Below are 14,806 nucleotides of genomic sequence, written 5' to 3'. Positions count from 1 at the left end.
GGTACTATCTCTTTTTTAATCGTCTATATAGTATAACTCATACTATGGATCGCGATAAAATTCTAAAATATCTCAAAAATTTAGCTTCTCAAAAAGAAATTAGAGAAGTCGAAGCTTGGATAAATTCTTCTTCAGAAAATACTGAAGCGTTTAATCTGTTAAAAGCAGAACATATTATATCAAGTTTTGAGGAAACTGAAAAGATAGCCCATACCGATGCTAGTTACAGGCAGTTTAAAAATAAGATTAGGAATAATAATTCTATAATAGAGTTAAACCCAAATAGAAAGTGGGATATTGTTTTAAAATACGCTGCAATATTAATAGTAACCTTCGGCGTATTATACTCATTCTTTATAGGCTCTTTTCATAATACTTCGACGACAGCCATTGCGGAAATAAAAGAAGATGTAATCACTCTTAAATTAGAAAATGGAACGTTACAAGTTCTTGAAGAGAATGGCGATACAAAAGTTACAGATTCTAATGGGAATATGTTAGTGAGTCAGCAAGGAAATAAATTGAAATACAACAGTCAAGTCAAAATTGAGAAATTAAAATATAATACCCTCAAAATTCCTTATGGAAAACGATTTAATATTATTCTTTCCGATGGGAGTCATGTTGTGTTGAATTCAGGAACATCTCTTAGATATCCTGTGAAATTTATTAAAGGAAAAAATCGGGAAGTATATTTGACGGGTGAGGCCTTTTTTGAAGTGGCTAGAAACACCGAAGAACCATTTATAGTTAACGCTAAAGGTTTAAGTATTAAAGTTGTTGGGACTAAATTTAATGTGTCTGCTTATACAGAAGATGCTACAATAAACACAGCATTAGTAGAAGGTGCTGTAGATCTTTATCAAGAATATTCTCTTGGTTTGGAGACGCCAATAAGCCTAAAACCTGGTCATTTAGCTTCATTAAATAAAACGAATAAGAATATCTCGGTTCAAGAAACAGATACTTCAATCTATACTGCTTGGATTAATGGAGATATTATTTTCAAACATATCCCTTTCAAACATATCGTAAAAAAATTAGAAAGACAGTACAATGTCTTAATTGTAAATAATAATAGTGCACTCAATGATCAGTTATTTACAGCTAGTTTCGAAAGTCAGTCTTTAGAACAGATCTTAAAGACATTCAAGGATAATTATGGAATTAATTATAGAATCCAGAAAGATAAAATTATTATTAACTAACCCTAAATATAGATATATATGAAATAAAACGTATTGCCTTACTGCACCTCGATTTTATTTTTTTTAGAATGAAAAACCGGAAAATGCTAGAACATTTCCCGATTTAAGGTGTGGTCGAATTATCTAACCACTTTAAGAACCACAAAAGTAATGAAAAAAGAAATTATTAAAAGGAAATATATTCCTAATCAATTATGCTATAATTTAAAAATAAAACTTAGTATTCTATTTTTTGTTTTATCCATATTTCAAATTTATGCAAATCCTCCATCTGATCCAGATACAAAAATTACTTTAGACTTTGAAAATGTAAATCTTGAAAAAGTTTTAAACAAAATTGAAAAACTTACAGATTATAAGTTTATTTATAAAGATAGCGAGGTTGGCTATGATGAGATCGTAACCATTAAGGTGTCAGATAAACCTTTGTCAAAAGTTTTAGAGGATCTTCTTTCTACAATAAATCTAGGATATAAAATATATGGTAAACAGATTGTACTTCGAACTAAATCTATTCTTCAGTCCAGTGTACCAAATCAAAATAAATCTTTAACACCACAGAGTTTTGAGGTACAAGGAACAATTAAAGATGAAAAAGGTGTCCCATTACCAGGTGCTAATATCGCCGAGAAAGGAACGTCTAACGGTACACTTAGTGATTTTGACGGTAACTTTACTTTAAAGGTGACAAATTTAAACGCGACCCTTGAATTTTACTATCTAGGTTTTGCAACACAAACCATAACTTTAAATGGATCAACCGAAGTAAATATAATTATGGAGGAAAGTGCTTCAGGGTTGGAAGAAGTTGTACTTGTAGGCTATGGGAAGCAAAAAAAAGTAACACTTACTGGAGCAATAACTTCTATAAAAACAGAGGATTTGAATGAAATACCAACAAGCAATTTATCAAATGCTCTAGCAGGTCGGGCTCCGGGAGTAAATATAACTAATACTTCTGGTTTGTCTGGAGCATCCTCCAGTATTAGAATTAGAGGTAGCTTTGGAGAACCATTATATGTAATTGATGGTATAGTAAGGGATAAAGAAGCCTTTGATGCTCTTAATGCTAACGAAGTAGATCAATTAAGCTTTTTAAAAGATGCAGCAACCGCTTCTATATATGGATCACAAGCAGGAAATGGTGTGGTTTTGGTTACCACAAAAAAAGGAGTCAAGCAAAAAGCAGTGTTTAATTTTCAAACCTCTTATGAAACATCACGCACAACTCAGACTCTTCTTTCAGATTTAACAACGTCTACAGATGAATTAATTTATCAAAATCGTGTAGCAGAATTCAATGGGACTACCCCTCCAAATGGGCAAGAAGAATTTGACTATTTTGAAGATCGAAATTATAATGTAAACGATTTTATTTGGCAAAACCCAACAAGTGTAGATTATTCTATGAGTGTGTCTGGTGGAGGTGAAACAGTCACTTACTACGCTTTAGCTAGCTATCGTAGTCAAGAAGGTTCATTTAAAGGTCTGGACTATGATAAATTTAATCTTCGCTCGAACGTCTCTGCTAAAATCTCTAAAAGAATAACATTAGATTTAAATATTGGAGCAAGTCAGCAAAATCATGATCGATTTTACTGGCCATTTTCTTCTGATGATGATTATGATGTTTCCGATCTTTATCGTACGACTTTTAACTGGCCAAAGACGTATCCTTTTTATACAGATGTTAATGGTATTCCCAGTAATGAAGTCACAGACTATCCCGTTCAAACCCCTATGGGTAGCTGGTTAGCTTGGAGCGTTATCGATCAAATTATTGGAGATAGATATATAAATACGAAAAACAGACAACTTAACTCTATACTTTCTTTAGATATTGATTTAAGTGATATATTACCTGGGCTATCCACTAAATTTGTAGGAAGCTATTTGGCAGAGGATTATATGCGAAAGCATTTTTTAACTTTTCAGGACAACTATGTTTTTAATCAGGCAGATCCTGATGGCAATAGATTTATTCCTGGAGCTCCAGATCCTAACAAAATCAACACATTTACTTTTAGTCAGAATCAAGAGTTTTTAAGTTATGATATAAGTACATCTTGGGAATACCAGGCAGATTGGTTTATAAATTATAAGAATACCTTTGGAAATCATGGTGTTAATGCTATGGTGGTATTTGAACAGGCAGAAAATGGATTATATGGTGCTTATGCAAAAGCTGAAGATCCAGTGACAACCTATGATCAAGACTTTGTTTATTCTACAGATGCAGAAAGAAGATATGGACGAGGGTACGAAGAGATAGGTGCTAGACAATCCATAATAGGGAGAGCTAATTACAACTTTAAAGAACGATATATTGCAGAGTTTTCATTTAGATACGATGGAAATACGCTATTTCCCGAAAAAGGACGTTGGGGCTTTTTCCCTTCTTTTTCTGGTGCTTGGCGAATTTCAGAAGAATCCTTCATGACTGAAACCAATTGGATAGACGAACTTAAATTACGGGTTTCTTACGGTACAACAGGTAACGATCTGGACGTTAATAACAATAGTATATCTCCATTTTCTTTTGCAAGTACGTATCAAAACAATGGTAGTTATATTTTTGGTAATAACTTATATAGTGGTATTGGTCCAGGAGCAACGCCTAATCCTAATTTGACTTGGTCCACTTCAACAACATATAATTTAGGTTTTGATTTTGAGTTTATCAATAGAAAACTTCTAGGATCTATTGATGTTTTTAACAAGAAAGAAGTTGACATTTTGGGCTCTAGATTGGTAACGCTTCCAGATAATTATGGTCAATCTTTAGCACCAGAAAATTATGCCGAAAGATCCTGGAAAGGAGGAGAGTTATCTATAATGTGGCGTGATTTTTCTGAGAACAGCGACTTTAAATATTCTATTTATGGAAATTTAGGTTATGCAAAAGATCAATGGGACAAAATTGATCAAGAGGCCATATTTGAAGCTGGGGGACTTAGAGAATCAGAGTCACAAATCGGACAGTCTATAAATCGAATATTTGGTTTAAAATCTTTAGGTATAGTACGTTCACAAGAACAGTTAGATGAGTTATTAGCATCAGGATTTACACAATTTGGTAGAACTCCTTATTTGGGAGGACTTTATTTTGAAGATATAAGAGGCGATGGTTATTCTCCTACTCCAGATGGTAAAATTGATGAGAATGATTATCAATTACTTTCTAATAAGGCCGCGCCAAGAATTAATTATGGCTTTGGTTTTAATTTAGCCTTAGGTAACTTCACTTTAGATGCACATTTTCAGGGTGTAAGTGATTATGACCGTATAATAAGCAACGCAGAAGGAGCAGGAATAAGACAATATGGTGGGACTGTACGACCTTATTATCCTATCTGGGCGGATGACGTCTGGACTCCCGAAAATCCAGACGCTCAATACCCAAGAGTTGTTGGGAAAAACTGGAATGAGTCAGGAACAGGATCATCTTCCTTTTGGATATATAACGGATCCTACTTAAGACTTAAAAATCTAAATTTGGGGTATACCTTACCACAAAATCTTCTTAATAATATTGGTGTTTCTAGTGTGAAGATTTTTCTAAATGGAACCAATTTATTTGCTATTTCAGATATGACTGAATTCCACGATCCAGAACAGAAAAATTACGATTCTTATCCCGTTATGAAATCTTATTCCATTGGTATGAACTTTAAATTTTAATAGAACAAAATGAAAAAACTAATAAATATATTTTTACTTTTTATTTTATTGGCGAGTTGTTCAGAGGTACTCGACATAGAAGATATAAATAACTACAGCCCTGAAGCTGTTTGGAATGATGAAAATTTAGCTAATGCTTACATGGTCAATCTATACCCGATGTTTGGTAATTGGGATACAGGAGCAGATAGATTAAGTGGCCAATTAGCCGGAATAGAGTGGTATAAAGATAGAGTGACCATTTCAAACTCAAGTTTTAAGAGTTGGGACTACTCTAATATTCGCCTCTTGAATCAGGCGATAATTGATGTTGAAAATGGAACCCTTTCGCAGTCGATAAAAGATAATATTGCAGGACAGGCGCTTTTTATGAGAGCATATACGTATTTCAACATGGTTACTTATCACGGAGGTGTCCCATATATTACAGAGCCTCAAGACAGATATGAAGATGATTTATTTGTTACTAGAAACTCTACCAAGGAATGTTTCGAATTTATTCAAGAAGACCTAAATAGGGCAATGGAACTGCTTCCTGACCATATTTTACCAACATCATCAGACTACGGAAAAATAGATGCAAATTTTGCTTTAGCTTTTAAAGCTAAAGTACTTCTTTACATGGCTTCTCCGCAATTTAACCCTTCTAATCCATGGGATAATGAATACTGGGAAAAGGCTAATGTTGCAAATAAAGAAGCCTACGAATCACTTCTTGGTCAAGGATACGGGCTTGTTGAAGATTATTCTAATATAGCATTGGAAGAGAGAAATAAGGAGGTTGTATTTTCTGTTATTAATTCTTATCCAAATAAAATTGCTTCATGGGATAATGGGGTGCGTCCAGGGTCTGAAAGTCGAGGAACAGCAAATGCATGTCCAACATGGGAATTTGTAAAAGAATTTCCTATGAAAGACGGGAGACTTTATAATGATCCGCTTAGTAACTACAATATGTCTGATGAAGATTTTCTTCAAAATTACTGGGAAAATAGAGATCCTAGATTTGAGAAATCCATAGTCTGGAATGGTAAAATTTATGAAGTTTCAGGGAAAATAGGCAAAAGACAATATACATCGTTAGGAATAGCGCATGAATTAGATGATTTTGGAATCAACCCTAATGCAAACACCAATTCGACTAATTTAGATCGTTATACCGGATTCTTTATTTTAAAGAACAGCTTACTTAATTTAACTCAATCTGAAGTAGAACAATACGATTTAGATTATGTTGTTATGCGTTTTGCGGAGGTAATGTTTAATTATGCTGAAACAGCAAATGAAACAGGAGATTCTGCTATGGCATTAAAAATTCTTAGAGAAATCAGGGAAAGAGCAGGTATAGAACCTGGTATTAATGAAAACTATGGAATTGATGCAATTAGTAGAGAAGATGTTAGAGAAGCTATATTAGCTGAAAAGAATATTGAATTTTGTTTTGAAGGACATCGTTTTTGGGACTTAAGAAGACTTAGAATGCTAGATAGGCTTGATGGAACTATAAAAGAAGGAGTAGAAGCTATTGCTATTGAATCGGATAAGAGTGAAATGGAGATTGGAACGGCACAAGATTTAGCAGATACATATGATTTGGAGGAAACAGATTTTCAATACAGTATATTACAAGTTCCGCGTTCAGGTGTACAAGAAAGTTCTCTACCTGAGAGCTATTATTTCTTTCCTATTCAGCAACAAGTATTAAACAGAAATGAAAAATTAGAACAGAATATTGGATGGGGTGGAGCGTTTGATCCAACACTTCCTTAATTGTTTTCTATCTCAGTAAATTGTTTATGATGAACAATGCAGATTAATACAAAAACAAAAAAGCCTCAAAATTTTAATTTTGAGGCTTTTTTAATTTATGCAACTTTCTGAATTAAATCGAAACATGGGCATTTGCTACAACGTTTCTTTTCAGATTTTAAATATTTATCACAACATTTTGTTTTGCATTTGTCGGCTATCTTAAAACCGGCATCTAACAAAATAGATTTTGCTTTTTTAAGCTCTTTCTTTTTTAACTTAAGTTCCTTTTTCTTGCCCAAAACAAATGTTACTAGAGGTTTAGGCTTCAAAAATAATTATTTTTACTTAATCTAAATAAGATTAAATGTTAAAATTTACTCAGGACTCATAGTAGAGGCTGTACTTACGGTAAGCTGATTGATATCTCTATCAAATAAGTATAGACCACCTTTATCATCTCCAATTAAATTAATCTTGTCTAAAATTGTTCTGGCCATAGCTTCTTCTTCAATTTGTTCAGAAACATACCATTGTAAGAAATTGTGAGTTGCGTAATCCTTTTGCTCTAAAGAAATATGCACAAGTTCGTTGATACTTTCACTAACAAAAATTTCATGTTCAAATAACATTTCAAACATTTCTTTAAACGATTTAAACGATACATCCGGCGCTTTTAACTCCGATATAAAGGCATGTCCGCCACGCTCGTTTATAAATTTAATTAATTTAAGCATGTGTTCACGCTCTTCATCAGACTGCTTAAACATAAAGTTAGCGATACCTTCTAAGCCTTTTACTTCTGCCCAACAAGCCATAGCTAAATAAATCTGAGAAGATTCAGCTTCAATTCTAATTTGATTATTTAATACTTCTTCTATTTTTTTTGATAACATATTTTCTGGTTTTTAGTAAAGTTATAGATAATTCAATTCAATTTTAAATTAAAATCCTTAAGATTTTGCTTTTTTAGGCATTCTAAATAACGAAATTTGTTTGGTATAAAACGTAATACGAATACCAAAAAGTAAAATTATTCCACCTATAACCATCTGTAGCGTAATGGTTTCATCCAGAAAAATCCAAGCTAGAATAGATGCTAAAATAGCTTGTCCTAATAAGCTTACAGAAACTCGCGTTGCCCGCATGTATTTTGTGGCGTAACTTATAAGTAACCAAGCGAGAAGCTGACAAACCAAACCTTGAATGACTAAAACGCCCCAACCTGTATTCGAAAACCCTGAAAATGGTTCGCCCATTGCAAAACTTAATAGGCCTAAAGCTATCGCCGATGAAACCACGCTTATAGTCATAAAACTTAATACGTCGGTTTCTTCTAATACAAATTTACTGGTTAGCATATAAACAGCATACAACATGCCTGAAAGAATGGCAAAGAAGAAAGCAAGATCGAAATCTAATTTTATGAAAAACTGAAATCCTACTAAAGTAATCATGCCTATAATAGCGATTACTGTCCCAATCCAAAAATTACGTAAAGGTTTATCTTTTAAAAAGAGAAAAGCTCCAATCCCTACCCAAACCGGAGATAAGTTTGTTAAAAGTGTCGCTTGCGTTGCCGAAGATTCTTGAATTGCAATATTCCAAACACCAACATCTAGCCCAAATACAACCCCACACATCGATGCCAATGCGAGCATTTTTTTTGAAGGTAGTTTAATTTGCTTAGTAATTAATACATAAGGTAAAATAAGAACAGATGCGAATAACATGCGATAAAATGCCGAAATTAGCCCTGGAGTTAAACTTAATCGTACCAAGACAGGGAAGATGGAAATACAAATAATGCCTACCACGAGTGCAATTCTAGGTTTTGTCATATCAATAAAAAATTAGAGGGCGGCAAAAGTACGCAATAACTTGATTATAAATATTCTAAATGTGATAAAATATACTTATGTTTTGCCGTTTAAAAGCAGGAAAGATTTTGTTCTATAATTAGATTATTATACGCGACTTTGGAAGCTGTTTAACCCAATTAAGAAGGAGTATTTAAATAAAAATGTGATACGGAATTTAGTTAAAAATAAAGTTCCTGAGCAATTCTGTAAGTGTTTGAGTGTGCTTCAATAATCGTTTTTATTTCAGGTGCATAACCACCACCCATACTGCACATAACAGGAATAGCATGTGTTTTACATGTTTCTAAAACAAAGCGATCTCTCGCCTTACAACCCGCTATGGAAAGCCCTAATTTGCCTAATTTATCCGAAGCGATAATATCCACACCGCATTGGTAGAATATAAAATCTGGTTGGTGTTCTGTGATTAATTGGGGTAATGTGGTTTTTAGAATTTCTAGATACGTGTGGTCGTTAGTGTTATCATCCAACTCAATATCCAAATCGCTCTGTTCTTTTTGGAACGGATAATTGTTTTTAGCGTGCATAGAAAAGGTAAATACACGTGATTCGTTTTGAAATATTTCTGCGGTACCATTGCCTTGGTGCACGTCTAAATCTACTATAAGAATCTGTTTTGCTATTTGTTCCTGTAATAAGTGCTTAGCGGCAATAGCTTGGTCGTTTAACATGCAAAACCCTTCACCGTGGGTAGAGTAGGCATGATGAGTACCTCCTGCAATGTTCATAGCTATGCCGTGTTTTAAAGCATATTCAGTAGCCTTTAAAGTACCGGATACAATGCATATTTCACGGGCTATTAAACGTTCACTTAATAAAAAACCAATTTTAAGTGCCGCCTGATGATTTAAAGTTATGTTTAATAAGTCGTAGAAATATTCTGCATCATGAACTGCTAAGATTGGCTTATGATTTAGTAAAAGTTCTGGTTCGAAGAAATTCTCTTCTGTAGCTGTCCCTTCGTAAATCAATTGTAATTTTAGTAATTCATATTTTTCCATGGGAAACCGATGCCTCTTGGGAAGCGGATGATTATAAATGGGATGATATGCGATTTTTAACATGTTACTTTTCCAATTTTAATTGAATACGCTTACGCTGAACATCTACCTCAAGCACTTTTACAATAATTTGCTGATGTAAACTCACATGCTCACTTACATCTTTTACAAAACTATCCGATAAATTAGACACGTGAATGAGTCCGCTTTCTTTTATTCCGATGTCTACGAAACATCCAAAATTTGTAATGTTATTAACAATTCCAGGTAATAACTGACCCTCGCTAACATCGTTAATGGTTTTTATATCTTGATTAAAAGCGAAGGCTTTAGCGTGTTGTCTAATGTCTAATCCAGGTTTTTCAAGTTCTTTTATAATGTCCTGAAGTGTTGGTAATCCAACAGTATCTGAACAATACGATTTAAGATTTATATTTTGAAGCACAGCCGAATTACCAATTAATTCTGAAATACTTTTACCAGAATCTTTCGCCATTTTTTGGACAATAGCGTAACGTTCCGGGTGTACAGCCGAATCGTCTAACGGGTTTTTTGCATCTTTAATACGTAAGAATCCTGCACCTTGTTCGAAGGCTTTTTCGCCTAAACGCGGTACTTTTTTTATTGATGCTCGCGTCTTAAATGCGCCATTTTCGGTTCTATAATGCACTATGTTTTCGGCTAATTTTGGTCCGATACCAGACACATAACTTAATAAAGAAGTACTTGCGGTGTTTACATTTACACCCACGGCATTCACACAATTTTCGACCACAACATCTAATTGTTTCTGAAGTTTCGTTTGGTCGACATCGTGCTGATATTGTCCTACACCAATAGATTTGGCATCAATTTTTACTAGTTCTGCTAGCGGATCTTGCAAACGTCGTCCAATAGATACAGAGCCTCTAACAGTCACATCGTAATTAGGAAATTCGTCTCGTGCAATTTTTGAAGCCGAATAGATAGATGCACCGGCTTCGCTCACTACAAAAATCTGAATTTCGGTTTTAAATGGAATACTGCGAATTAATGTTTCTGTTTCTCTAGATGCAGTACCGTTTCCAATAGCAACAGCCTCTATATTATAGGTTTCTACCAGAGTGCTTATTCTTCTTATCGCTCCAGTACTATCATTTTTTGGCTGATGCGGATAAATATTTTCATTATGTTTTAAATCACCTTGCTCGTCTAAACACACAACTTTACAACCCGATCTAAATCCAGGGTCGATGGCCAAAACACGTTTTTGTCCTAGTGGAGACCCTAAAAGTAGTTGTTTTAAGTTTTTTGCAAATACCTGTATGGCACCTTCGTCTGCCTTATCTTTGGCGACTTGCATCGCTTCGTTTGTTAAGGCTGGCAACAATAAACGTTTATAGGTATCTTGAATAGCTAATGAAATCTGATTAGCACATGAATTTCTAGACTTAATGATGCGATCTTCTATTTTCTCTAAAATGCGTTCGTTATCAATTTCAATTTTTACCCGGATAAATCCTTCCTTTTCTGCTCTAAGAATCGCTAATAAGCGGTGCGACGGAATGCGACTAAAAGCTTCGGTCCAATCGAAATAGTCTTTAAATTTTTGAGCTTTTTCGTCTTTGGCTTTTGTTTTTACAACTTTCGTTATAATGGTGGCATGACGTTCTAATTGAAAACGGATGTTGTTTCTAACATCTGTACGTTCGTTTATCCATTCTGAAATAATATGACGAGCCCCTTCCAGAGCATCTTCGGCAGAAATTACATCGCCTTTTACATACTTAAGTGCGATAGATTCTACATCGTTCGCATTCTGACTCATGATAATTTTAGCCAAAGGTTCTAAGCCCAGTTGTCTTGCTTTTTCTGCTTTGGTTTTTCTGCTTTTTTTAAAAGGTAGATATAAGTCTTCAAGCGTAATTAAATCGGTGGTAGATTTAATTTTTTTCTCCAGTTCGGGTGTTAAAACAGCCTGCTCTTCAAGCGCTTTTAATATGGTAGTTTTTCGCTTTTCTAAGGCTTCAAAAATATCCTTATATTTTACGATATCTGCAATCTGAACTTCGTCTAAATGTCCTGTTAATTCCTTTCTATATCTGGAGATAAACGGAATGGTACAGTCTTCATTTAATAAATTTAAAGTGTTTTTTACGCCCAATTCTGGAAGCTGAGTTTGGGATATAATATAGTGTAAAATAGTCATGTTTAGATTTTGAAAAGGACTGTAAATATAAGGATGTTCGTAAGAAAAAAAGAGACATAACTAGAAATAAAAAGACCTCTCAAATATAAAATTGAGAGGTCTTTTACTATATGATTTAGGACATAAAACTAGTTCACAAAATAGTCAACTTCAAATTTTGCCATAGTCGCCATACGACCTTTGTTTAAGTTTAAAACGCCATTTACTACGGTGTAATTATCTGCCACTTCTAAAACTTGCATGAATTCATTTTCAATAGACATATTTGGACACGCCATCATGGTGTGCATCATTTTAGAAAATTTAATTCTGTTACCTTCTAACAGTTCGTACTCGCCACCAAAACCATTACAGCTTGTGTTTCCGCTAACACGATTGTCCTCCGTTGCTAGTATTAAATAAGGTTGCTTAGATGCGTTTTCAATAGCTTTACCTCTAAGCTCGACCAACTTCCAAGGCATATCTTTTAAAGTATCTGTGCCTTGTTGCTTTAAAATATAGCTGTCGGCTAAATCTCCTGTAATTTTCTTACCGCTTAAATCTAAATGCGTAAGTGTATGCTCTCCAACAAGATAATTATAAGATGCTCCGTCTGCTTTTAGAGTTACCGTACTTCCCGCTTTATTCCAAGAAAACGATCCGTTTTCTGTGTAAACATCTGTCGATTTTCCTAAATACTGCGTTTTCTTCGTAAAAGTTAAATCGGTTTTTAAAGTAATTACAGTTTTAATACCTTCGCAATCTGCACACGGTGTTGTGCCCACATAAGTACCATTCCAATCTAAACTCGTCATACTATTATCTCCGTTAGTCGCTGTTGATTCTTTGTTGCTTTTACAGCTTACAATTAGAACCGCAATTATTAAAAATGGTAATACTTTCTTTATCATAATATTTTAGTTTGGATGATGGTTTCTTTCCGGAAATTCCTAACTAATTTGTAATCCGTTAGTCACTCCTTTTTCATCTGGGTTAACAAATATAAGTTTACCTTCGGCAGTTTCAGTCATTAAAATCATACCTTCACTATCTACGCCACGTAATGCTCTTGGCGCTAAATTTACCAAGACAGTAACGCGTTTTCCAACAACGTCTTCTGGAGTGAAACTTTCTGCTATTCCAGAAACAATTGTGCGGACATCGATTCCGGTATCAACTTTTAAAACCAATAATTTTTTTGCTTTCGGCATTTTCTCTGCTTCTAAAATCGTGCCAACACGTAAATCTAGTTTAGAGAAATCGTCGAATGTAATGGTATCCTTTTGAGGTTCAACAACTTTGTTAGCGGCTTCGTTTGCTTTCTTACTAGCTATTAATTTATCTAATTGCTTTTGGATAGTATCATCTTCAATTTTTGAAAATAATAATTCTCCTTTTTCAATTTGATGATTTGCAGGAAGTAATACGTCTTTAGTAGAAATACTATCCCAACTATTTTCATCTGAAAGGTTTAAAATACCTTTTAATTTTGCTGAAGTAAATGGTAAAAAGGGTTCGCAAAGTGTTGCTAGTCCTGAAGCAATTTGAAGTGCAACAAACATAATGGTTTGTGTACGAGCTTCATCTACTTTTATCATTTTCCAAGGCTCTTCATCGGCTAAATATTTGTTTCCAAGTCTAGCTAAATTCATTAATTCCTGACTTGCTTCACGGAAACGGTAGCGCTCAATAGAACTAGAAATTACAGCTGGATACGCTTTTAATGCGGCCAATGTTTCTTCGTCTATTTGAGAAAACGCACTTGGAGTAGGAACAACACCATTGTAATATTTATTTGTTAATACAACAACACGGTTAATGAGGTTTCCGAAAATGGCAACCAATTCGTTATTGTTTCTGGCTTGGAAATCCTTCCAAGTAAAGTCGTTATCTTTTGTTTCTGGGGCATTTGCTGTTAAGGCATAGCGCAACACATCTTGCTGACCAGGAAAATCTTCTAAATATTCTGGTAACCAAACGGCCCAGTTTTTAGAAGTCGATAATTTATTACCTTCTAGGTTTAAAAATTCGTTTGCTGGCACATTTTCAGGAAGAATATAAGAGCCTTCTGCTTTTAACATGGCAGGGAAAATTATACAGTGAAATACAATATTATCCTTACCAATAAAATGTACTAGAGTGGTGTCTTTGTCTTTCCAATACGGTTCCCAATCTTTTCCTTCGCGAGCCGCCCATTCTTTAGTAGACGAGATGTACCCAATTGGTGCATCAAACCAAACGTAAAGTACTTTTCCTTCGGCACCTTCTACAGGGACAGGAATTCCCCAATCTAAATCACGAGTCACGGCACGCGGACGTAAACCATCGTCGATCCAAGATTTTACTTGGCCGTAAACATTAGGTTTCCAATCTTTTTTATGACCTTTTAAAATCCATTCTTTTAAGAACTCTTCGTGCTTATCTAAAGGTAAAAACCAGTGTTTCGTCTGTTTTAAAGTCGGTACATTTCCTGTAATAGCAGATTTCGGATTAATTAAATCTGTCGCATTTAAACTACTACCGCACTTTTCACACTGATCGCCATAAGCTTCTTCGTAGTTACATTTCGGGCAAGTCCCCACAACAAAACGATCGGCTAAAAACTGATTCGCTTCTTCGTCGTATAACTGCTCGGTAGTTTCTTCGGTAAATTCACCTTTGTCATATAAAGTTGTGAAAAACTCAGATGCGGTATCGTGATGAATTTTAGCTGAGGTTCTAGAGTAATTATCGAAAGAGACACCAAAATCTTCAAACGATGTTTTTATAATCGCGTGATATTTATCTACAATATCTTGAGGTGTTACACCTTCTTTTTTCGCTTTAATAGTAATTGGAACACCGTGTTCGTCGCTTCCGCAAATAAATAGAACATCGTTTCCTGTAAGGCGTAAATATCGGGCATAAATATCGGCAGGCACGTAAACACCGGCTAAATGTCCAATGTGTATCGGACCGTTGGTGTATGGTAACGCTGCTGTAATGGTATATCTTTTAGACATGTCTCGTTTCTGTTTTAAAGGCACAAAAGTACGCAATTCATTAACCATTTAGAAAAAAAATGTACTTTTACAAAAAGCACATTTTATGTCCTCTAATCGAATATTATTAGCCCTA

9 protein-coding genes are annotated in these 14,806 nt (G+C 34.5%); 3 read left to right on the top strand and 6 right to left on the bottom strand.

The features are described 5' to 3' along the window. Positions 1–44: 44 nt before the first annotated feature. From ACKC83_RS04145 to ACKC83_RS04135, 3 genes are all read left to right on the top strand, one after another. Positions 45–1,208: a FecR family protein gene (locus ACKC83_RS04145; RefSeq protein ID WP_434037122.1), complete on the top strand. Its 1,164-nt coding sequence runs from the start codon at positions 45–47 to the stop codon at positions 1,206–1,208. 150 nt (positions 1,209–1,358) lie between these two features. Next, positions 1,359–4,889, top strand: a complete 3,531-nt coding sequence (locus ACKC83_RS04140) for a SusC/RagA family TonB-linked outer membrane protein (RefSeq protein ID WP_434037121.1) — start codon at positions 1,359–1,361, stop codon at positions 4,887–4,889. 9 nt (positions 4,890–4,898) lie between these two features. After that, on the top strand, positions 4,899–6,659 hold the full coding sequence (locus ACKC83_RS04135; RefSeq protein ID WP_434037120.1) for a RagB/SusD family nutrient uptake outer membrane protein: 1,761 nt from the start codon (positions 4,899–4,901) through the stop codon (positions 6,657–6,659). A 356-nt stretch (positions 6,660–7,015) separates the two neighbouring features. On the opposite strand, the gene ACKC83_RS04130 is transcribed toward ACKC83_RS04135, so the two are convergent. The 6 genes from ACKC83_RS04130 to metG all read right to left on the bottom strand — a co-directional run bounded on the left by ACKC83_RS04130 (position 7,016) and on the right by metG (position 14,739). After that, entirely contained in the window at positions 7,016–7,534 is a 519-nt protein-coding gene (locus ACKC83_RS04130) for a ferritin (RefSeq protein WP_414036471.1), read from the bottom strand. Between the two features lie 57 nt (positions 7,535–7,591). Then, positions 7,592–8,479 carry a DMT family transporter gene (locus tag ACKC83_RS04125; protein WP_414036472.1) on the bottom strand — a complete coding sequence of 296 codons (888 nt, stop codon included), beginning with the start codon at positions 8,477–8,479 and terminating at the stop codon, positions 7,592–7,594. 200 nt (positions 8,480–8,679) lie between these two features. Continuing rightward, positions 8,680–9,585 carry a histone deacetylase family protein gene (locus ACKC83_RS04120; RefSeq protein WP_434037119.1) on the bottom strand — a complete coding sequence of 302 codons (906 nt, stop codon included), beginning with the start codon at positions 9,583–9,585 and terminating at the stop codon, positions 8,680–8,682. Position 9,586: 1 nt separating this feature from the next. Beyond that, entirely contained in the window at positions 9,587–11,710 is a 2,124-nt protein-coding gene (locus ACKC83_RS04115) for a Tex family protein (RefSeq protein WP_434037118.1), read from the bottom strand. 128 nt (positions 11,711–11,838) lie between these two features. Further along, entirely contained in the window at positions 11,839–12,600 is a 762-nt protein-coding gene (locus tag ACKC83_RS04110; protein WP_434037117.1) for a copper resistance protein NlpE N-terminal domain-containing protein, read from the bottom strand. Positions 12,601–12,639: 39 nt separating this feature from the next. Next, complete coding sequence (metG, locus tag ACKC83_RS04105; protein ID WP_434037116.1) at positions 12,640–14,739, bottom strand: methionine--tRNA ligase; 2,100 nt, start codon at positions 14,737–14,739, stop codon at positions 12,640–12,642. Positions 14,740–14,806 lie beyond the last annotated feature (67 nt).

This window comes from Formosa bonchosmolovskayae (genome assembly GCF_051016085.1).
GTDB lineage: Bacteria > Bacteroidota > Bacteroidia > Flavobacteriales > Flavobacteriaceae > Formosa.
The sequence above is the reverse complement of the archived record's forward strand: the minus strand, read 5'-3'. Positions and strand labels throughout refer to the sequence as shown.

What these genes read in the sequence shown, in the direction of transcription:
- ACKC83_RS04140 (WP_434037121.1), top strand. Translation starts at nt 1,359, where the DNA reads ATGAAAAAAGAAATTATTAAAAGGAAATATATTCCTAATCAATTATGC.
- ACKC83_RS04110 (WP_434037117.1), bottom strand. Translation starts at nt 12,600, where the DNA reads ATGATAAAGAAAGTATTACCATTTTTAATAATTGCGGTTCTAATTGTA.
- ACKC83_RS04125 (WP_414036472.1), bottom strand. Translation starts at nt 8,479, where the DNA reads ATGACAAAACCTAGAATTGCACTCGTGGTAGGCATTATTTGTATTTCC.
- ACKC83_RS04120 (WP_434037119.1), bottom strand. Translation starts at nt 9,585, where the DNA reads ATGTTAAAAATCGCATATCATCCCATTTATAATCATCCGCTTCCCAAG.
- ACKC83_RS04130 (WP_414036471.1), bottom strand. Translation starts at nt 7,534, where the DNA reads ATGTTATCAAAAAAAATAGAAGAAGTATTAAATAATCAAATTAGAATT.
- metG (WP_434037116.1), bottom strand. Translation starts at nt 14,739, where the DNA reads ATGGTTAATGAATTGCGTACTTTTGTGCCTTTAAAACAGAAACGAGAC.
- ACKC83_RS04145 (WP_434037122.1), top strand. Translation starts at nt 45, where the DNA reads ATGGATCGCGATAAAATTCTAAAATATCTCAAAAATTTAGCTTCTCAA.
- ACKC83_RS04115 (WP_434037118.1), bottom strand. Translation starts at nt 11,710, where the DNA reads ATGACTATTTTACACTATATTATATCCCAAACTCAGCTTCCAGAATTG.
- ACKC83_RS04135 (WP_434037120.1), top strand. Translation starts at nt 4,899, where the DNA reads ATGAAAAAACTAATAAATATATTTTTACTTTTTATTTTATTGGCGAGT.